This is a genomic window from Phycicoccus sp. Soil748 (genome assembly GCF_001428025.1).
Taxonomy (GTDB): domain Bacteria; phylum Actinomycetota; class Actinomycetes; order Actinomycetales; family Dermatophilaceae; genus Pedococcus.
Genome location: NZ_LMSC01000005.1, coordinates 351,899 through 370,688 on the forward strand (window position 1 = coordinate 351,899; position 18,790 = coordinate 370,688).

Consider the following 18,790-nt stretch of genomic DNA (forward strand, 5'->3'; position numbering starts at 1 on the left):
TCCCCGGCGCGCAGGTTCGGCCGAAGGGACGACTCGGGCGGCCGCCCGATCCCGCCTATACGCTGTCCGCCATGTCAACCGAGGGTGGGACCAGGGCGATCCTGGCGGCGCTAGCCGCCAATCTGGGGATCGCGGTCACGAAGTTCGTCGCGTTCCTGCTGTCGGGGTCCAGCTCGATGCTGGCCGAGTCTGTGCACTCGTTGGCCGACTCCGGCAACCAGGGCCTGCTGCTCCTCGGCGGCAAGAAGGCCAAGCAGGAGGCGACGCCGGAGCACCCGTTCGGGTTCGGCCGCGAGCGCTACGTCTACGCGTTCATCGTCAGCATCGTGCTGTTCAGCATCGGTGGCCTGTTCGCCCTGTACGAGGCCTACCACAAGTACCACGAGAGCCGGCTGCACGGCGGGGCGATCGAGAGCTGGCAGTGGCTGCCCGTGGCGGTGCTGCTCGCGGCGATCGTCATGGAGGGGTTCTCCTTCCGCACGGCGGTCAAGGAGAGCAACCACTCGCGCGGCAAGCGCTCGTGGAAGGAGTTCATCCGGTCAGCCAAGGCCCCCGAGCTCCCCGTGATTCTGCTGGAGGACTTCGCCGCGCTCGTCGGCCTCGTGTTCGCCCTCATCGGCGTCTCCCTGACGCTCATCACGGGCAGCGGCGTCTGGGACGCGTTCGGCACCGGTGCCATCGGCCTGCTGCTGGTCAGCGTCGCGATCGTGCTCGCCATCGAGATGAAGTCGCTGCTCATCGGCGAGTCCGCCAACCCCGCTGCGCGGCGCCGCATCGAGGAGGCGCTGTCCTCGCCCGCCGGCATCGAGCGGGTCATCCACGCGAAGACCATGCACCTCGGCCCCGAGGAGATCCTCGTCGCCGCCAAGCTCGCCGTGGCGCCCGGCTCCGACGCGGCCGCCATCGCCGACGCCATCAACCAGGCCGAGGCCGCAGCCCGCGCCACCGAGCCGGACCTGACCCTGCTCATGTACCTCGAGCCCGACATCGACCTCGCGGCCCGTGGAGACGCTCCTGCGCGTGGGTGAGGCGCGGCGCGGCGGCCTGCGGCAGCGCTTAGTGCCCGGTCGGCCGACCGCGGTGGTCGTAACCATCACGGCCGGCTACGTCGCGGTCGCCGTGTCGTCCGTGGCACTGCTCGGCGCGGGACCGCGAATCCTGGGACCCGCGGCGTTCAGCACCCTCGCGCTGGTCTGGACGCTGAGCAGCGTCTTCGGCCTCGGCCTGGGCACGCCCACCGAGCAGGCGGTGACCCGGCGGATCAGCGCCGGTGAGCCCGGTGCGCTGCGCCCACTGGGCTGGCTGTTGCTGTGGGCGGGAGTCGTCGTCCTCCTGTTGCTCCTGCTGGGCGACCGCCTGCCCGCCGCCAGCACCGGGAGTGGTCTGGTCCCGGGCGCGGTGCTCGCGGTCGTGGGCTGGGTCGGCGTCACCGCCGTTCGGGGTCGCCTCGCCGGTCAGGGCCACCTGACGAGGTATGCCGTGGTGCTGGGTGCGGAGGCGCTGCTCCGGATGGTCTTCGTGCTGCTGGCCGTCCTGCTCCCGGAAGCGACTGGTTCGCTACTTGCGGCCTCCGTCGGTGGCCCGTTGGCCCTGTCCGCGGCCATCGGCGCCGTGGCTCTGCGTCGGCTCCCCGTCCCGTCACCCAGCACGACCGACCCTGAGCGCGGTGACGGTTCCCACGGCAAGCACTCCGGCGAGCACCTCCAGTTCGGGGTTGTCTCCATCGCGTACCAGGTGTGCCTCAACGGACCGGCGCTCGCCCTCGACTGGAAGGTGGGGCACACCCAGCCGGCCCTCGTCGGGGCCTTCGTGGCCGTGAGCACGGTGCTCCGCTCCCCGAGCCTGCTGGTCGGTGGTCTGTCGACGCAGGCGCTGGTGACGCTGAGCTCGGCGTGGGCGTCGAGGGACCTGTCCTCCTACGCCGCGTCCACTCGGGTGCTCGCTCGTCGCTGGGCGGCCCTGGTCATGCCGACGACCTTGCTGGTCCTGGTCCTGTCGCCATGGCTGCTCCCGCTCTACTACGGCTCCTCGCTTGAGGTGTCCGCAGCGGTGGTCGTCTCGCTGGCCGTCTCGACGCTGGTCGCGACGGCGGCAGCCGTCGGCACCGGACCGCTCTTCGCCGCAGGCCGTGGTCGCACGGCGGCGGTCGCCTGGGCAGCCGGGGCCGTCGTCACGACGGCCCTCGTGGTCGCGTCCGCCGGGGACACGACCGTGCTCGTGGCAGGTCTGGTCTGCGGCCCGTTGGTGGCCGGCGTCATCGTGCTGCGCGCCGTGGCCCTGACGATCCGGTCCAGCGAGCTGCAGGGCTGACCCGGCCTGCGATCACGCCGAGGCGAGGGCCCGAACGTCCGCGTCGACCATGAGGTCGATGAGCTCGTGGAAGCCCACCGTCGGTTCCCACCCGAGATCACGCTGCGCGCGGCTTGGATCCGCCACGAGATCGGGCACGTCTGCTGTGCTGCGCACGAGGCCCTGGTCGAACCTCACGTGGTCCTGCCATCGCCGCCCTACGCGGTCGAAGGCGGCCTCGAGGACCTCGGCCACGGAGTGCAGGATGCCGGTGCCGATGACGTAGTCGCGCGGTTCGTCGACCTGCAGGGCCCGCCAGGCGCAGTCCATGTAGTCGGCGGCGTACCCCCAGTCCCGTCGGGCCGACACGTCGCCCAGTTGGAGGACCTCGTCGCTGCCGGCTGCGATGCGCGCAGCGGCAGCGGTGATCTTGCGGGTGACGAACCGGGGGGAGCGCCGTGGTGACTCGTGGTTGAACAAGATGCCGCTGACGAGGAAGAGCCCGAACTTCTCGCGGTAGGCGCGGAGGAGGAAGTCGCCGTACGCCTTGGTGGCGCCGTAGGGGTCGGAGGCGCGGTAGGGCGTCTGCTCGTCCTGAGGCGACACCTCGGCCTGGCCGAACACCCACGAGGACGACGAGTGGAAGACCCTGGTGGTGGGCGAGTGGTCACGGATGATGTCCAGCAGGCCGACCAGGGCCACCGCACCCACCTGTGCTGTGGCGGCGGGGTCGGCCCAGGCGTCCGGGCCGAAGGACACGGCCGCGCAGTTGTACAGCTCGTCCGGGCGGTGCTGGGTGACCAGTGCGTCGAGCGCGCCGGTGTCCCGGACGTCGATGCGGTGCAGGGCCACGCGGTCCGCGACGGCGGCGAGGTGGGCGTTGGTCGTGCCCCGGACCACGCCGACCACGTCGTACCCACGACCGACGAGCTGCTCTGCGAGGTAGGAGCCGTCCTGGCCGGCGCAGCCGAGGACCATGGCCCGACGCGGGCTAGCCGTCCCCATGGGCCCGCTCGTGGCCGGGGGGCTGCTTGGTGAGCACGAGGTAGACCACTCCGTGGTCCTGTCCCACCAGCAGCTCGGGGGTGCCGGACACCGCGAAGTTGCCCGGGCAGACGAAGCGCAGGAGCGGGCCGACGACGTAGCTCCAGGGGGTGTGGCCGTAGAACCAGCGCTCCACCTCTGGCCTGCGTTGTGCGGCGAACTCACGGTGGGAGACGACCCACCGGTCGTGCGCCAGCATGGCCACGAGCTCGTCCACGGCGTAGTCGTGCTTGAAGAAGTACTTCCCGTCGTTCCCGGCCTCGGACGCCTCGCCGTAGATGGCGTCCCCGACCATGACGTCCCGGGCTTCGGTGGCCACGTCGGTGGTCAGGTGCAGCGTCCCGCCGGGGCGCAGCACCCGCCACATCTCGTGCAGAGCAGCGGCGTCGCCACCGTGGCCGATGTGCTCGAGGACGGACAGGCAGACGACGTGGTCGAAGCTCTCGTCGCCGTAGGACAGCGAGGTAGCGTCCTCGACCGCGAGGGTCAGGGACGGGTCGAGGACGGCCCAGTTGTCGACCTCCGTGCTGAACAGGTCGACGGACGTCCACCGACCACGGCCTTCCCGCTGGAGGAGCGAGGGCAGGAGCTTGGGGCTCGACACGTCCAGGCAGTCGCCGGAGAACTCGCCGTCGGCGACCACCCCCATCTCGTAGTAGCGCCACGGGTCGAGGGGGACGAGCAGCCGAGCCATGCCCGCACGCCGGGCGGGCCACCCCCGCACGGCCGTTCGGCCCAGCCAGGAGAATCCGATGCGGTAGCTGTGCCTCCAGAGGCGACGCCAGCCCGGGTCGGACTTAGCCTTCCCGATGCTGACCATCGATGAGCCGTACGTCGGGCATGGGGATGATGAACTGGCCGCCGCGTCCGAGGAACTCGGCCTCGCGCTCCAGCATCTCGTCGAGGAAGTGCCAAGGCAGCACCAGGTAGTAGTCCGGTGCGAAGGCACGGGACTCCTCCTCGGACACGATCGGGATGCTTGTGCCGATCGTCTCCCGCCCCCACTTGTCGGGGTTGCGGTCCGCGGCCATCGGCACGAGGGAGGAGTCGATGCCGGCATACTGGAGGGTGGTGTTTCCCTTGGTCGACGCGCCGTAGACGTGCACCGTGCGCCCGTCAGCGACCAGGCGGGTCAGCGTGTCCCGCAGGTCGGTCCGCACCCGCTCGGAGCGTTCGGCGAACGCGGCATACGGGGCCGCGGTGCCCAGCCGAAGCCGCTCCTCTTCCGCGCGCATGGCGGCCAGGTTCTCGGCGTCGGCCGCCGAGGCGGTGGTGTGCTCTGCGTGGCCGACGAACAGCCGGATGCTCCCGCCGTTGACGTCGTTGAGCTCTGCGCGCAGGACGTGCAGCCCGGCCGACTCCATAACCCGCTCGATCACCGCCAGGGAGTAGTACTCCAGGTGCTCGTGGCACACCGTGTCGAAGCTGTTCATGGTCAGCATCGTGGGCATGTAGGAGAATTCGCTGACCCACACCCCGTCGTCCTGCAGCGAGTCGGCGATCTCGCGGACGAACTGGCGCGGGTTCTCGAGGTCGTAGAACATCGCGATGGCGGTGATGACTTTCGCCTTGCGGTCGCCCGCGAAGGAGGCGACCGCCTCGTGGCTGAAGAAAGTGTTGACGACGTCGTACCCCTTCTCGACGGCGTACCGCGTGACGTCCGAGGGGTCGACGCCCAGGTAGGTGACGCCGCCCGGGGCGAGGGGCCGGTAGCCGTCCAGGAGGGTGCCGTCGTTGCACCCGACGTCGATGACCAGGTCTCCCTCCGAGAGGCCGCCGACGAGCTCGGCGGCCTGCCGGGCGATCTCGTGGAGGTTGTCGGTCATTGTGCGATTGATTCCGCTGCGGTACCAGTAGGCGTCGTACAGCAGGTGGCCGTTGAGCGAGTGGCGCAGCTGGACGAGACCGCAGGCGGACGGGTCCGCCTCGACGTCGCAGCGGACCAGCTCGAGCGGGAACCGCTGGGCGTCGCGTCCGGTGCCTATCGGGGGGAAGGCCCCTGCCACGGCCTGGGAGCCGAAGTCCATCACGGGGACGAGGGCGGTGTTGCCGCAGACGCGGCAGTCCTTGCGCTCGGTGATCTGTCCGGTGTCGAGGGCGTCACTCATGCCTGGTGGCTCTTTCTTCCGCTGGCTGGCTGGGAGGGATGAGGGGTAGGGACGGTGCCGGCAGCGGCTCCGGCACGCCGTCGGTGCTCGTCGAGCGAGTGGTGGTCGCGCTGGTAGTCCAGGCGCCAGTGGTCGAGCAAGGCAGCCATGGCCGAGGCATAAGCACGAGGTCGGCGCCGGGCATCGGTGCGCCCCAGCGCGAGCTCGCACAGGGCCAGCCGTCGCTGCCCCAGGGTGCGCAGGCGCTCGGCACCCGGCACGCCGCGCTCGGCCCACCACGACCAGACGCGATATTGGTTGAAGGTGTACTGCCAGCGCATCTGCCACATGTGCTCGCGTCCGCCGCGTCGGGTCATGCTGGAGGACGAGTCGACGAGGGTGACCAGGCGCTGGCCCACGAGTTCCACGCCGTCGCCCTCGGACGCCAGCTCGGACAGGAACCCCACGTCGTTGCCGTAGGGGAATCGGTTGTAGTCGATACCCAGTGGGTTGTCGAAGCGGATGTGGCGGTCGAAGACGCGCCGGGCAGCGTCGGTCCGGTAGACCGCGCAGATCTGGGTGAGGGGCATGCGGCGGGTGAAAATCGCCTCCGAGTACTCGCAGGCCGTGAGGATCCCGGCCTCGTCGGAGTAGTAGGGGCGCAGCTCGCCGTGGCTCTCGACCTGACCGCTGCAGGAGACGATGGCCCGGCCGTCGCGTACGGCCCTGCCGGCCGCCGCCATCATGACCTCGGAGTACCGCTCCGAAAGCACGTCGTCCGCCCAGACGAAGGCGCACCAGCCACCCGTGACGTCGTGCAAGATCACGCGCCAGGCCTCGACCGGGCCGGAGTTGTCGTCCGACGTCAGGAAGCGCGTCGCAATGTCGTCCGGGGCGTCGGCGAGCACGCGTTGGACGATCGATCGGGTGTCGTCCTGACTGGCCTCGTCGTAGACAACCACCTCGAGCGGTCGGTAGCTCTGAGCCAACACGCTCGACAAGGTGCGCTCGATGGTTTCGGCGCTGTTGAACGTCGGCACCATGAGGGACAATTTCACGGTTGTGATCTCGCTTCCAGTTCAGCCTCGCCGTTCAATGCTCTGGACGACTATGTCAGGCGCCCGTCGCCGGATGGCTAGTCTCCGCCCGAGAGTTGGACAAAGGGACGACCTTTCGGTGAAAGGAACCTCGGTCGGGCGAACGTGCACAGGTATCGTGACGCCGTGCCGGATGCGTGTGCCGGTTCCGACCATCAAAGAATTGAGGTCCACGAGTGACGAAGCGAGCCCTGATCACGGGCATCACGGGTCAGGATGGCTCCTACCTCGCCGAGCTGCTGCTGTCCAAGGGCTACGAGGTGCACGGCCTCATCCGCAGGGCGTCGACCTTCAACACGACGCGGATCGACCACCTCTACGTTGACCCCCACGAGTCGGGCGCCCAGCTCTTCCTCCACTATGGCGACATCACCGACGGCTCTCGCCTGGTCACGCTGCTCAACGAGGTGCGGCCCGACGAGGTCTACCACCTGGCGGCCCAGTCGCACGTTCGTGTCAGCTTCGACGAGCCCGAGTTCACCGGCGACACAACAGGTCTCGGCACCATTCGCCTCCTTGAGGCGATCCGCATGATCGACTTGGAGTGCCGGTTCTACCAAGCCTCGAGCTCGGAGATGTTCGGGGCCTCGGCGCCACCTCAGAACGAGGACACTCCCTTCTACCCCCGCAGCCCCTACGGCGCGGCAAAGGTCTACAGCTACTGGGTGACACGGAACTATCGCGAGGCCTACGGACTGTTCGCCGTCAACGGGATCTTGTTCAACCACGAGAGCCCACGCCGTGGTGAGACCTTCGTGACGCGCAAGATCACGCGTGCTGTCGCGCGCATCAAGGCCGGGCTCCAGGACGACGTCTACCTCGGGAACCTCGACGCCGTGCGTGACTGGGGTTATGCGCCTGAGTTCGTGGAGGCCATGTGGCTCATGCTCCAGCACGACACTCCGCAGGACTACGTGGTTGCGACAGGAAGCGCCTACTCCGTGCGTGACTTCGTGCGGCTCTCCTTCGAGCACGCAGGTTTGGACTGGGAGAAGTACGTGCGGTTCGACGACCGCTACCTGCGCCCCACGGAGGTCGACGCCCTCATCGGTGACCCGTCCAGAGCGGCCGAGGCACTGGGCTGGACACCCAAGGTCCACACGCCCGACCTGGCCGCGATCATGGTGGACAGCGATATCAAGGCCCTGGAGACGGAGGGCACCCCCTGGGTGCACCGGGCGTGGTCGCGTGTCTGACGGCGGCTCAGTCCTCGCCGTCGTGCCCACTCTGGGCGAGCGGGTCGACACCTTGGGTGCAGCCCTGGCCAGCGTGCGTTCGCAGGAGGGCGTGGACGTCAGGTTGGTGGTGGTCGTCCCGCAGGACGCCGCTGAGGCCCGTGAGATCGCCGCGCAGTACCAAGCGGTGATCATCGACGATCCCAAGCGAGGGTTGTCCGCTGCGGTCAACGCGGGCATCGCCGCGGCGCGAATGGAGTCCTACTTCTCCTGGATCGGTGACGACGACGAGCTGCGGCCCGGCGGCCTCCGCGCGCTCGTCGACCTGATCGAGCGGGAGTCAGCGGTCGTTGCGTTTGGCGCCTGCGACTACATGGACGGCGACAACCACGTCTTTGCGGTGAGCCGGGCGGGTGACTGGGCCACCCGGGTCCTGGCCTGGGGGCCTGACCTGATTCCTCAACCGGCCTCGATAACGAGGCTGGCAGACATACGTGCGGTCGGTCCTTTCGACGAGACCCTGCGCTTCGTCATGGACTTGGACATGTTCCTGCGGTTGCGTCGTCGTGGCCGCTTCGTCAGTACCCCCAAGACTGTGGCGTCCTACCGCTGGCACCCGGATGCCTTGACCGTCGCGAACCGAGACGTGTCGATCGCTGAGGCGGAGTCAGTCAAGCGCAAGTACCTGCCCGCGCCGTTGCGTCCATTGGCCCCTGCATGGCACTTGCCGGTTCGTCTGGCAATCAATGTTGTGTCGAGCCGACTGTCCAAGCGTGCGCGAGCTCGGGTACGGGTGTCGCTTTGATGGCTGTCGAAACGCTCGACAGGTCAGCGCCCTTTTACGTTGCGGGACACCGAGGGTTGGCGGGGGGTGCCGTCTGGCGCCACCTGCAGGACCAGGGTTTCGACCACCTCCTCGGGCGGAGTTCGACCGAGCTGGACCTGCGAGACCGGGACGCTGTGTTCGAGTTCTTGCGCCGCGAGCGGCCGCGCTACGTCGTCATGGCGGCCGCCCGGGTGGGCGGCATCGGCGCCAACAGCACCCACCCCGTCGAGTTCCTCTCCGACAACCTGCAGATGCAGACGAACGTCCTTGATGCCGCCCACGAGATCGGCGTCGAGCGACTGCTCTTCCTCGGCTCCTCTTGCATCTACCCGAAGTTCGCGGAGCAGCCGATCAAGGAGTCCTCACTTCTCACCGGAGCACTCGAGCCCACCAATGATGCCTATGCGATAGCGAAGATCGCGGGTGTCATGCATGTACAAGCCATGCGTCGCGAGTACGGGCACCGCTGGATCAGCGCGATGCCGACGAACCTCTATGGCCCCGGCGACAACTACGACCCGAGCTCCTCGCACGTGCTGGCGGCGCTCATTCGCAGGTTTGCGGAGGCGGTGCGGGATCAGGCTCCCAGCGTGACCAACTGGGGGACCGGTACACCGCGCCGGGAGTTCCTCCATGTGTCGGACCTCGCGTCTGCCGTGCTGCACTTGATGCAGACGTATGACGATCCCTCGCCCATCAACGTCGGAACCGGTTCCGACCTCAGCATCAAGGAGCTCTCCGACCTCGTGGCCCAGGTCAGCGGGTTCGGCGGGACCGTCGAGTGGGACGAAAGCAAGCCGGACGGAACCCCACGCAAGGTGCTCGACGGCTCTCGGCTCGCAGGCCTGGGTTGGCGCGCCCGAGTCGGCCTGAGCGAAGGGCTCAGCGAGACATACTCTGCATACGTCGAGGGGGCCCCCGCCGCCTGCTAGCGGGGAGAGTCCTGGTCGCGGTCTTCGGCGGCGATGGATCGCGCACGGGGCTCGTCAGCGGACCCGACAAGAGTCCTGAGCAGCGCAACCTCCTCGGCCAGCACCCGAGTGCGCTCCCGCAGGCGGCCGGCCTCCGCGCTCAGCTGCATGATCATGATGAGCATCGCGATGCTGCCGAGGAAGAGCAACAGGTTGAGGGGAACCGTCACCCCGAGCGCGGTGGCAGCCCGTTCGAGCAGGCGGGGGAAGAGGGCCAGCAAGATTGCGCCGACGCCCAAAAGGATCCACACCAGGGCAAAACGCCCACGGAGATAGCGACGCCGGACCATCTCGATGACGACGCCGACGACGACGAAGCCACTGGCCACGCCCAACCAGTACGCGTCACCGTTCACGGTGAGGAGTCTGCAATGACCGGCCACTCGCGGACAAGGCCGAGCATCACCACGCACCCTGCACGGAGGAGCTCGACTGAGGAACGGGCACTGCCGTGGCTGGGACGGCCCGTGTTCCGGTGACGCATGGCGACCGGTACCTGGGTGACGGTCAGGCCGGACTTCCGGGCGATGACAAGCGTCTCCAAGGTGTCGCCAAGGTACTCGGCCGGGTAGTGCTGGGCGTACACGGAGATGGCCCGCGGTCCGCAGGCACGAAAGCCCGAGGTCGCGTCATCGAGCCGTGTGGTCATGAGGGCAGACATGCCGGAGGCAAGGCCACGCATGGCCCACCGCCTCGGACCGCGGACGACGTAGTCGCCGGTCCCGGCGAATCGCGCACCTACCGCGACGTCGTGGTGCTCCAGGGCTGCCAAGAGCTGCGGGATGAAGGCCGGGTCGTGCTGGCCGTCGCCGTCGACCTGGACGACTGCGGAGTAACCCTCACGCTTGGCGTGGCGGAAGCCGGTGCGCATCGCGCCGCCCACACCGAGGTTGAACGGGAGTGTCGCAACACGGGCTCCGGCCGCCCGAGCCACGGCGGACGTTGCATCGCACGACCCGTCGTCCACGACGAGGATGTCGGCAGTTGGCACGGCGCGCGTCACACTCGCGACCACGCCGGCAATCGCCTCGGCCTCGTTGTAGGCAGGGACGACGACGAGGACCTTTCCCCGGCCTCTTGTCCCCATGTTCGGTGCCCGCCCCCGTCAGCGATCTCGACGTACGCCCTTGCGACGCGTTGACAGGGTTGCAGGGGAGGACGCTGCCGTGGAGGCCTCGCCATCTCAACTGGCCGAACGGCTGAGGCGATCCGGCCTGAACGAGTGTGGTGACTGGGGCCGGATCTGGCGAACAGGCGCTGGGGTCGACCCCTCGAGGGCGCCCGCGGGCGAGTGGTCAAGGCACAGAAGCATCGGGCCAGCCGGGTACTCTCGTCCCCATGTCTACCGAGGTCCCGGCCCATTCTCGCGTCGCGTCGACCGCCGGAGACTCCGCCCGTGAAGGCTCCCAGCCCGCCGCCGGGACGCATCCTGACCGCGAGGTCACTGCGACCGCGGCAGAGCCGGGAAGTCACTGGCTGAGCGGCCGCCCCTTCCGCCGCACCCACCTGCTCGAAGCAGCCGTCATCGGGCTCGCGGTGATCGCGCTCGCCTACGTCTACCGCTCGATCGTCGTGCCCACCGACCCGTGGCACTACGTGCGCTCGGCGATGTACTTCCCCAGCGACGGGTGGGTCGCCCTGGGCTACACCCGCTACGGCATGGTCCTGGCCAACCTCCCCACCGTGTGGCTGTTCGGCAACGCCCAGGCCACCTACTACTTCTGGCCCATCCTGTCCTCGGGCCTCATGGCCGCGGGCGTCTACCTCATCGGCCGGCGCTTCTGGGGACCGGTCGCCGGCCTCGCCGCGGTGGCGCTGCTCATCTCCAACCGCGTCATCTTCTACAACCTGTCCCGCGGCTACCCCGACATCATGTCGATGGCCCTGTTCGTCGGCGCCATCCTCTGCGCGCTGGCGGCCCGCGACCAGCAGGCCAACTCCCGCCGCGCGTGGCCCTGGCTGCTCGCGACCGGCTTCCTGCTCGGCTGGGGCTTCGAGGTGCGCGAGACCTCGATGCTGGTCTGGCCGCTCATCGCCGTGATCCTGGTGCAGCGCCGCCACCTGCTGCGGACCATCGCGCTCGTGGTCCTGCCCATCGTCGGCTGGGCCGCTCTCGACGTCCTCATCAGCTGGGTCGCCTACGAGGACCCCCTGCTGAAGTTCCACGTCCTCACCGGCCTCGACGTGAGCCTGGCGGAGACGGCGACCGGCGAGGTCAAGAACGCCGCCATCCTCAACCAGCCGCGCAGCTTCTACGTCACCTACATCCCCGACCGCGCCCTCCAGAGCGAGGGTGGGCTGTGGATGGTCCTCATGGGGGCCCTGACACTCGTCGGCCTGTTCGTGCGCAACCACGCCGTGCGGCTCATGAGCCTGTGGTTCCTGCTCGCCTACGGTCTGACCGTCCTCGCCGGGGGCGCCCTCGACCCCGCGCACCCGCGCGGCCTGCTCCACGTGGAGCGCTACTGGATCCCGTTCGTCCCGGCCATGGCCCTCGCGAGCGCGGGCCTGGTGGCCGTGACGGTGCAGTGGGTCGCCCGTCACTCGCCCCTGCGTCGGGCATCACGGATCCTCGGGGCGGCGCTGGGTACGGCGCTCGCGGCCGTGCTCTGCTTCGGCCCGGTGGCGTTCGCGGTGCAGTACGCCTCCGCCAACCCGGCCTTCGCGCCCGCGGGCGGGGCGGCGCTGGAGGAGCTGCGCAGCGAGCTGGACCGGCGTGACTTCCAAGGCGGGCGCATCTTCTCCGACTGGGAGACGGTGCGGATCTTCGAGGCCTACCAGCGGCCGTTCTTCGGGGGAGCCAAGGAATACCCGGGGGAGGCGCGCAGCATCACCGGAGGCCCCCAGCCCCAGCCGGGTGACTACGTGGTCCTGTGGCAGAAGAACTCCAAGACGTGCGGCTTCTGCTCCAACGCGCTCAAGCCGTGGACCGCGAAGCACCCCGACGGCCCGCCGTCGTCGTGGAAGGTCGACTACACGACCAGCCACGGCATCCTGACGCTCTACAAGGTGCAGTAGCAGCAGGCGGGGGAGGGTCAGCCCTCGAAGGACTGGCCCTCGTCGACGCCTTCGTCGTCCGCGCCTGGCAGGCGGTCCTCCTGGTTGTCGGGGTCGACCTGGTAGTCGGACTTCACCTCGTCCCAGGCCTCCATCTTCTCCTCGTCGACGTCCAGCTCGACCCGCTCAGGCTGCTGCTCGTCGACCGTGGTCGCCTTCGCCTCGTCGACGTTCGCGTCCGCGATCTCGCTCGGGACTCCGCTGCTCGGCTCGGTCATGGTTGTACCTCTCGCTCTGTGGTCCGGACCACACCTTCCTACTGCACCGCTGCGGCACGCGCACGACGGATGTGGTGCTCGACGGCGGAGTCGGTAGACTGGGCGGTCGCCGGCGTGGGTGATAACCCGCTCCTTCGATGTTCGCCCAGATGGGCTGCGCCGGGTCCGCAAACCAGCAAGTCAACTTCAGGAGTTCTTCCATGTCCTTTGACTACAAGGTTGCCGACCTGAGCCTCGCCGAGGCCGGCCGTCACCAGATCCGCCTTGCCGAGCACGAGATGCCCGGCCTGATGTCCCTGCGCGAGGAGTTCGGGGCGGCCCAGCCGCTCAAGGGCGCCCGCATCGCCGGTTCGCTCCACATGACCGTGCAGACCGCCGTGCTCATCGAGACGCTCACCGCGCTCGGTGCCGAGGTCCGCTGGGCCTCCTGCAACATCTACTCGACCCAGGACGAGGCGGCCGCTGCGGTCGTCGTCGGCAAGGGCACCCCCGAGGACCCGCAAGGTGTCCCCGTGTTCGCCTGGAAGGGCGAGACGCTCGAGGAGTACTGGGAGTGCACCGAGCAGATCCTCACCTGGCCCGGTGAGGGCGCCAACATGATCCTCGACGACGGTGGCGACGCCACGATGCTCGTCCACAAGGGTCGCGACTGGGAGGCCGCCGGTGCGGTGCCCGCGACCGACGAGCAGGACTCCGAGGAGGTCGGCGTCTTCAAGGAGCTCGTCCGCAAGACCCTCAAGGCCGACCCCACCAAGTGGACCAAGGTCGCGGAGCAGATCAAGGGCGTCACCGAGGAGACCACGACCGGTGTGCTGCGCCTCTACGAGCTCGCTGCCTCCGGTGACCTGCTCTTCCCGGCCATCAACGTCAACGACTCGGTCACCAAGTCCAAGTTCGACAACAAGTACGGCGTGCGCCACTCGGTCATCGACGGCCTCAACCGCGCGACCGACGTGCTCATCGGCGGCAAGGTCGCCGTCGTCGCCGGCTTCGGCGACGTGGGCAAGGGCTGCGCCGCCGCGCTGGCCGGTCAGGGTGCTCGCGTCATCGTCACCGAGATCGACCCGATCTGCGCGCTGCAGGCCGCGATGGAGGGCTACCAGGTCGCCCGCCTCGAGGACGTCCTCGACATCGCCGACATCTTCGTCACCACCACCGGCAACTTCAACATCATCACCGCCGAGCACATGACGCAGATGAAGAACAAGGCGATCGTGTCCAACATCGGCCACTTCGACAACGAGATCGACATGGCCGGCCTGGCCAAGGTCCCCGGGGTCACCAAGACCCAGATCAAGCCGCAGGTCCACGAGTGGACGTTCGACAACGGCAACTCGATCATTGTGCTGTCCGAGGGGCGCCTGATGAACCTCGGCAACGCGACGGGTCACCCGAGCTTCGTGATGTCCAACTCCTTCGCCAACCAGACGATCGCCCAGATCGAGCTCTTCACGAAGAACGACGAGTACGCCAAGCAGGTCTACGTGCTGCCCAAGCACCTCGACGAGAAGGTCGCCCGCCTGCACCTCGACGCCCTCGGCGCCAAGCTCACCGAGCTGACCAAGGAGCAGGCCGCCTACATCGGGGTCGACGTCTCCGGCCCCTACAAGTCGGAGCACTACCGCTACTGAGGTCCCGCCGCGGCGTCAGCACCACCCGGTATGCCGCCCGCTCACCTCGAGCGGGCGGCATACCCGCGTCAGGGGGTGTCGTGGCCGGAGTCGACCAGTTGGTGTGGCACCGTTGGCCGTCGTGGGGGAGAGGACTGGCAACGCGACAGGCCGTGGTCGACGGTCTGCACCGGTCTGGGGGCTGCTACCGGCCCTGCTCGTGTCGATTGCGACTGTGGTCGTGGAGCTGGGGGCCGCGGGCCGTGGGCTCGACCTCATGGACGAGAGCTACCAGCTCCGTCTCATCGAGAACCCCGGCGCCTCGCGACCCGTCGGTGAGGTCTACCTGTTCTCATTTCTCGTGCACCCGGTGTTCGTTGCCGTGGGGCACGACATCGCTTGGTTGCGCGTCACCGGCATCGTGGCCCTTGCGGCGACGGCAGCGTGGACGTGCTCGGAGGCTATGCACCTGTGCGGCGTGAGCGATATGTCGAGTTCGGGTCTGCGGAGGTCGGAGCGCGCCCGCACCGTCACTGCAATGGCTTGTGCATCGGCCGCCTCGATGCTGGTGTTCACCCTCGGCGTTCGCGTTCCCGGATATCGGGCCGTTGCGCTCTTGGGACTACTGCTCGTCGCGGGCGGTCTGGCCAGGTACCTGACCAGATCCCGCCGAGGGGGACCGCTGTTGGTGGGCATAGGTGTGTGGCTGACCTTCGTCGGCAAGCCGCCGTCCGCGGTCGCCGTTGCGGTGGTCCTTCTGGTGATGCTGTCGGCTCGTCGCGCGCTGTCGGTGCGCGCTCTGGGCCAAGGACTCGCTGGTGCAGCCGTCGCAGCCGTCGTGACACTCCTGGTCGCGAGGCTGAGCCCCGCGGATGCCCTGCGCTACCTGAAGGGGGGAGCGCGGCTCGTGAGTCTCCTCGGGGACCACTCCAGCCTGCCCCAGATGCTCGGGTGGTCGCGGATGGAGGTGCGGGGTCTACTGGTGTTCGGCTTGCCCTTCCTGCTGGTGTTCGCGGGCTACCTCGTCTTTAGTCGGGACACCATGCGGGATCCCGCGCGTGACCCCCGAGTGGTAGGTGCCTTGAACGCGGTCCTGGTGCTGCTGGGCCTTGGGACAGGCGTGCTCGGGGTCCGAGCTCTCGGAGCCGTCGGTCAGGGCGCCCAAGCGCTCTCGGTGACCCTGGTGTTGGGGCTATTCGCCATCGCGGGGGCAGCGGGTGTGCTGGTGGTCGGCACCAGCGAGGGCGGGTTTGGCCAACGCGCTCGGCATCCGGCTGACCTGCGCGCCTTCCTCGTGGTGCTCTGCGTCCTCCCTTGGGCCTACGCCGTGGGGTCGAACGTCTCGCTCACGTTCTCCATGGCGCAGGCCGCCGTCTTCTGGGTGATCGTCCTCGTGGCCGTCGAGGCGCGCAGTAGGCAGGCGATCGGAGGGCGGTCGCACTGGTCTGCCCTCTCGGTGACGGGTTGCATGTGCGCATGTCTCGCCGCGTCCGTGACCTGGGTGAGCCTGCACGACGGGCGGAGCGCGATACCGCCTCCGCGTGGCGCCGAGGCCGTTCAGGTCCTCGGCGGGTCCGTGGTGCTGGACCACGACACGGCAGTCATCGGCCATGCGCTGCGGGCGGCGGCCAAGAGCGAGCGGATGGATGACAGGACGCCCGTCGTCGACGTCACGGGCATGGGTGCGGGCTACGCCCTCATCCTTGGGGGGCGTCCCCTGGGACGCGCGCACTTGTACGGGACCTGGTCCGGCCGAGTCCCCTCCGCTCGCTTCGCCCTCAGCCAGGTGCCATGCCCCGACCGCGCCACCGCCTACGTGATCCACGCCCCTTCCAACCCCTCGGATGTCAGCCCTGCCCTGTCGGTCGGTGCGACGGTGGACGTGCTCGAGGACTACGACACGGTCCTCGAGTTCACGTCGCACCAGTACGACAAGGACTGGCGAATGGCCCTGCTGCGACCCAGACCCACCCTTGCGGCGAAGCTTGGCTGTCCTGGCGCCGTCCGTTAGCCGTCAGCGGTCGCGAAAGATCCAGAAGCGCATCGCCAGGAAGCGCACGACGGTCGACCCGACCATGGAGCCACCGACGACGATGGTCTGCATCAGGGCCGGCGGTTGGGTGGTAGTCGAGTGCAGAAGCCACAGGGCTGCAGCGGACAGTGCCCAGGTCAGGGCGAACAGGCCGAGTGACTGCAGGTGCTGCCGCGCCACGCCTTCGGTGCCCGTGACGCCGAAGGTCCACCGGCGATTGGCAGCGGTGTTGGCCACGGTCGCCAGCAACAGGGCGCCGAGGTTCGCTGCCTGGCTGTACGGCAGCGCCTGTAGGAGGCCTGCGAAGAGCCCGAGGTGAAGCACGGTGCTGCCTATGCCGACGCAGGCGAACCGCACGAGTGCAGGGTCGAGGAGGCGAACGGTGCCTGGAGTGAGGGCGCGCGGCGGCGCGACCTCGCTCAGCAACGGCGTGGCTGCCATCTAGTCCCCCTCAGGCTCGACTTCGGCGTCAGGAAGACCCTAGGGAGGCGAGTACCGCGTCGGAATGGCCGAGGCAGGCTTCGACACGAACAGACCCCTGCGGGTCGGCCGAACGGAGGACGTCGGCAACGTTCTGTGCGCGAGATCCCACCAACGCCACCTCAACGACATTCCTCGTCTACCCTCCGAGCCATGACCAGCCATGCCCGCGGGATCCGGCCGCGGTGGTCGCGCCAGTTCGGACGCGTGGTGGAGGCGCTTCCCGATGGTCTGCTTGCCGTGACTGCGTGCGCGGCCCTGCTAGGCGCGGTCACCGACTGGGCGGGCCTGCGTCCGCTGTCCAGCTCGGGTGCCTCCAGGGTGGTGGTGCTGCTGCTCGTCGCGGTGGGTTGCGCCACCGTTGGCGTCGGGAGAGGCGATCGTCGGACTGGGGCGAGCGTCCTCCCCAGCCTGCCGGGGTTGGTCCTGGGGGCATACGCGATCGGTCTGCGGTTTCGGTCTCCCGGTGACCGTGCTGAGTGGTTCCTCGGAGGGGACCACGTCCGTCACCTGATCTTCGTCGCGGAGGAGCAGGTACAGGGCAACCTCGACTACGGCTCCCAACCTTATCCGCACGCATGGCACACGGTCGTGACCGCAATCTGGTCCGCGAGCGGTGCTCGCATCGACGCTGCCGGACTGCGCTCGCTGGTCGACATCATGTCCATGGCTGCGTGGTGCCTGCCCGCAGTTCTCAGCATCGCCACCGGGTCGCTCACCGTTGCGTTCGCGCAGCGCTGCGGTGCCTCACGAGCGCAAGCCGATGCTGCCGGTCTGGGGGCGGGGGCCGTCATCTTGTTGCCACCTTTCCTCGGCTTCTACCAGGCCTCGGGCTTCGAGAACTCCTACATCGGGGCCATCGTCCTGGCGGTCGTCGCCCGTGAGGTACTGACCGTCGGCGACCGTAGGCGCGGCTCCGCCATCGCGCTCACGTTGGTCGGCACCGTGGTGTGCGCCCACAGCTGGCAGCTCCTCCTCCCTGCTTGCGGGGCAGCCGTCGTCCACGTCGCATGGCCGGTGGTGAGGAACGGGAGTCTGAGCGGCCGGTGTGGTCTGGCGCTCGGATCGGTCGTGTGCATCGTGGCGGCAATGCCTGCCCTTTTGGCGCTCTTCACCACCATTGGCATCCAGCACGCGACCGACTCGGGGGTCGAGGCACCCTTCCCAGTCGCGCTGCTGGTCGTCGGCCTGGGAGCTGCCGTCGCGCTGACGCTGCGCCACCGTCGTGACCGAGCACTGTCAACCCTGCTCGTGATCGCGGTCCTCCCGGCGCTGACGGCCATCTTCGTCGCCCTTTGGGTAGGCATCCCGTTGAGCAACTACTACCCGAGCAAGCTGTTCTGGCACTCCGCCGTGCTGACCCTCTCGCCCCTCGCCGTGCTTGCCGTCATGGTGTGGGGTTGGTCGCGGACCCGAGATTCCTCCAGGGCGCTGCAGGCCTGCCGCGGCGTGGCCGGGGCGCTCGCGACGCTGGTCCTCGTGTACGCGTTGGTCAGCCCGGTGGCTGCGTATGTCGGCGCCTGGTCGACGGTGCGGGGCCCCCTGGTCTTGGACGCCATCACCGCGCCAAGGGCTGGGGAGGCCCAAGTCGTGTGGCTGGGCACCATCGGTGACGACACCATCGGCCGGATCTTGCTCGACTTCTACCGTGTGCCGGCAACCCGCGATCGTACGCCGCAGAAGCCGCTCGACGTCGCCGATGAGTGTGAGGTACTGCGCGCTGCTCCTCGGCCGACGGTGCTGAGTGACCGCAACCCCGCGGACGTCCGCAGGCGCTACGCATGTGTCCCCGACATCACGGTGATCCGGTCGGAGTCAAGGCGTTAAACGCGGGGTGGGCTCCTAGCTGTACTGACCTGACAGGTTGGTCAAGCGGGTGATGGGTGGCTTGTTCCCGCAGGCGG

General features: G+C 68.7%; 17 protein-coding genes. 9 read left to right on the forward strand and 8 right to left on the reverse strand.

The annotated features are described in order from the left end of the window. Positions 1-71: 71 nt before the first annotated feature. Positions 72-1,028 (forward strand): cation diffusion facilitator family transporter, encoded by a 957-nt coding sequence (locus ASG70_RS04150; RefSeq protein ID WP_056882568.1) that lies wholly within the window; start codon positions 72-74, stop codon positions 1,026-1,028. Continuing rightward, positions 1,021-2,310 carry a lipopolysaccharide biosynthesis protein gene (locus ASG70_RS04155; RefSeq protein ID WP_156399806.1) on the forward strand — a complete coding sequence of 430 codons (1,290 nt, stop codon included), beginning with the start codon at positions 1,021-1,023 and terminating at the stop codon, positions 2,308-2,310. The genes ASG70_RS04150 and ASG70_RS04155 overlap by 8 nt, the downstream gene beginning before the upstream one ends. A 12-nt stretch (positions 2,311-2,322) precedes the next feature. Here the strand turns inward: ASG70_RS04155 and ASG70_RS04160 are convergent, their stop codons facing one another. The 4 genes from ASG70_RS04160 to ASG70_RS04175 all read right to left on the reverse strand — a co-directional run bounded on the left by ASG70_RS04160 (position 2,323) and on the right by ASG70_RS04175 (position 6,478). Then, a complete protein-coding gene (locus ASG70_RS04160; RefSeq protein ID WP_056882570.1) occupies positions 2,323-3,294 on the reverse strand; it encodes a GDP-mannose 4,6-dehydratase in 972 nt (323 codons plus the stop codon). Beyond that, complete coding sequence (locus ASG70_RS04165; protein WP_056882571.1) at positions 3,281-4,027, reverse strand: class I SAM-dependent methyltransferase; 747 nt, start codon at positions 4,025-4,027, stop codon at positions 3,281-3,283. Before ASG70_RS04165 ends, ASG70_RS04160 begins: the two co-directional genes overlap by 14 nt. 103 nt (positions 4,028-4,130) lie before the next feature. Next, entirely contained in the window at positions 4,131-5,441 is a 1,311-nt protein-coding gene (locus tag ASG70_RS04170; protein ID WP_056882572.1) for a class I SAM-dependent methyltransferase, read from the reverse strand. Next, positions 5,438-6,478: a glycosyltransferase family A protein gene (locus ASG70_RS04175; RefSeq protein ID WP_156399807.1), complete on the reverse strand. Its 1,041-nt coding sequence runs from the start codon at positions 6,476-6,478 to the stop codon at positions 5,438-5,440. The genes ASG70_RS04170 and ASG70_RS04175 overlap by 4 nt, the downstream gene beginning before the upstream one ends. Before the next feature lie 215 nt (positions 6,479-6,693). On the opposite strand from ASG70_RS04175, the gene gmd reads away from it, so the two are divergent. The 3 genes from gmd to ASG70_RS04190 are packed head-to-tail and all read left to right on the forward strand — an operon-like array spanning position 6,694 to position 9,450. After that, the gene (gene gmd / locus ASG70_RS04180; protein ID WP_056882574.1) at positions 6,694-7,713 is read left to right on the forward strand and encodes a GDP-mannose 4,6-dehydratase; all 1,020 of its coding nucleotides are present in this window, start codon (positions 6,694-6,696) and stop codon (positions 7,711-7,713) included. Next, positions 7,706-8,497: a glycosyltransferase gene (locus ASG70_RS04185; protein ID WP_056882575.1), complete on the forward strand. Its 792-nt coding sequence runs from the start codon at positions 7,706-7,708 to the stop codon at positions 8,495-8,497. The genes gmd and ASG70_RS04185 overlap by 8 nt, the downstream gene beginning before the upstream one ends. Then, positions 8,497-9,450: a GDP-L-fucose synthase gene (locus ASG70_RS04190; protein ID WP_056882576.1), complete on the forward strand. Its 954-nt coding sequence runs from the start codon at positions 8,497-8,499 to the stop codon at positions 9,448-9,450. Before ASG70_RS04185 ends, ASG70_RS04190 begins: the two co-directional genes overlap by 1 nt. Here the strand turns inward: ASG70_RS04190 and ASG70_RS04195 are convergent. Together ASG70_RS04195 and ASG70_RS04200 are read right to left on the reverse strand one after the other, a co-directional pair. Next, positions 9,447-9,845 (reverse strand): DUF2304 domain-containing protein, encoded by a 399-nt coding sequence (locus ASG70_RS04195; RefSeq protein ID WP_056882577.1) that lies wholly within the window; start codon positions 9,843-9,845, stop codon positions 9,447-9,449. The genes ASG70_RS04190 and ASG70_RS04195 overlap by 4 nt on opposite strands. Next, positions 9,842-10,576, reverse strand: a complete 735-nt coding sequence (locus ASG70_RS04200; RefSeq protein ID WP_056882578.1) for a glycosyltransferase family 2 protein — start codon at positions 10,574-10,576, stop codon at positions 9,842-9,844. Before ASG70_RS04200 ends, ASG70_RS04195 begins: the two co-directional genes overlap by 4 nt. 251 nt (positions 10,577-10,827) lie before the next feature. Here ASG70_RS04200 and ASG70_RS04205 point away from each other — a divergent pair, with 251 nt between their 5' ends. Continuing rightward, positions 10,828-12,507, forward strand: coding sequence for a glycosyltransferase family 39 protein (locus ASG70_RS04205; RefSeq protein WP_082590072.1), 1,680 nt, complete (start codon positions 10,828-10,830; stop codon positions 12,505-12,507). Positions 12,508-12,524: 17 nt separating this feature from the next. Here ASG70_RS04205 and ASG70_RS04210 read toward each other — a convergent pair whose 3' ends face one another. After that, positions 12,525-12,764 (reverse strand): hypothetical protein, encoded by a 240-nt coding sequence (locus ASG70_RS04210; RefSeq protein ID WP_056882580.1) that lies wholly within the window; start codon positions 12,762-12,764, stop codon positions 12,525-12,527. Positions 12,765-12,964: 200 nt separating this feature from the next. Between ASG70_RS04210 and ahcY the strand changes: the two genes are divergently transcribed. Both ahcY and ASG70_RS04220 read left to right on the forward strand, forming a co-directional pair. Continuing rightward, a complete protein-coding gene (gene ahcY, locus ASG70_RS04215; protein WP_056882581.1) occupies positions 12,965-14,395 on the forward strand; it encodes an adenosylhomocysteinase in 1,431 nt (476 codons plus the stop codon). Positions 14,396-14,651: 256 nt separating this feature from the next. Further along, positions 14,652-16,385, forward strand: a complete 1,734-nt coding sequence (locus ASG70_RS04220) for a hypothetical protein (protein ID WP_235531327.1) — start codon at positions 14,652-14,654, stop codon at positions 16,383-16,385. Positions 16,386-16,388: 3 nt separating this feature from the next. On the opposite strand, the gene ASG70_RS04225 is transcribed toward ASG70_RS04220, so the two are convergent. Beyond that, positions 16,389-16,847, reverse strand: coding sequence for a GtrA family protein (locus tag ASG70_RS04225; protein WP_056882583.1), 459 nt, complete (start codon positions 16,845-16,847; stop codon positions 16,389-16,391). Positions 16,848-17,039: 192 nt separating this feature from the next. Between ASG70_RS04225 and ASG70_RS04230 the strand changes: the two genes are divergently transcribed. Further along, a complete protein-coding gene (locus ASG70_RS04230) occupies positions 17,040-18,713 on the forward strand; it encodes a hypothetical protein (protein WP_056882584.1) in 1,674 nt (557 codons plus the stop codon). The last annotated feature ends 77 nt before the right edge of the window (positions 18,714-18,790 follow it).

Bases quoted from the DNA above. Each gene is read 5' to 3' on its own strand.
- ASG70_RS04150 (WP_056882568.1), top strand. From the start codon at position 72: ATGTCAACCGAGGGTGGGACCAGGGCGATCCTGGCGGCGCTAGCCGCC.
- ASG70_RS04160 (WP_056882570.1), bottom strand. From the start codon at position 3,294: ATGGGGACGGCTAGCCCGCGTCGGGCCATGGTCCTCGGCTGCGCCGGC.
- ASG70_RS04165 (WP_056882571.1), bottom strand. From the start codon at position 4,027: ATGGCTCGGCTGCTCGTCCCCCTCGACCCGTGGCGCTACTACGAGATG.
- ASG70_RS04170 (WP_056882572.1), bottom strand. From the start codon at position 5,441: ATGAGTGACGCCCTCGACACCGGACAGATCACCGAGCGCAAGGACTGC.
- ASG70_RS04190 (WP_056882576.1), top strand. From the start codon at position 8,497: ATGGCTGTCGAAACGCTCGACAGGTCAGCGCCCTTTTACGTTGCGGGA.
- ASG70_RS04200 (WP_056882578.1), bottom strand. From the start codon at position 10,576: ATGGGGACAAGAGGCCGGGGAAAGGTCCTCGTCGTCGTCCCTGCCTAC.
- ASG70_RS04205 (WP_082590072.1), top strand. From the start codon at position 10,828: ATGTCTACCGAGGTCCCGGCCCATTCTCGCGTCGCGTCGACCGCCGGA.
- ASG70_RS04210 (WP_056882580.1), bottom strand. From the start codon at position 12,764: ATGACCGAGCCGAGCAGCGGAGTCCCGAGCGAGATCGCGGACGCGAAC.
- ahcY (WP_056882581.1), top strand. From the start codon at position 12,965: ATGTCCTTTGACTACAAGGTTGCCGACCTGAGCCTCGCCGAGGCCGGC.
- ASG70_RS04220 (WP_235531327.1), top strand. From the start codon at position 14,652: ATGGACGAGAGCTACCAGCTCCGTCTCATCGAGAACCCCGGCGCCTCG.
- ASG70_RS04225 (WP_056882583.1), bottom strand. From the start codon at position 16,847: ATGGCAGCCACGCCGTTGCTGAGCGAGGTCGCGCCGCCGCGCGCCCTC.
- ASG70_RS04230 (WP_056882584.1), top strand. From the start codon at position 17,040: ATGACCAGCCATGCCCGCGGGATCCGGCCGCGGTGGTCGCGCCAGTTC.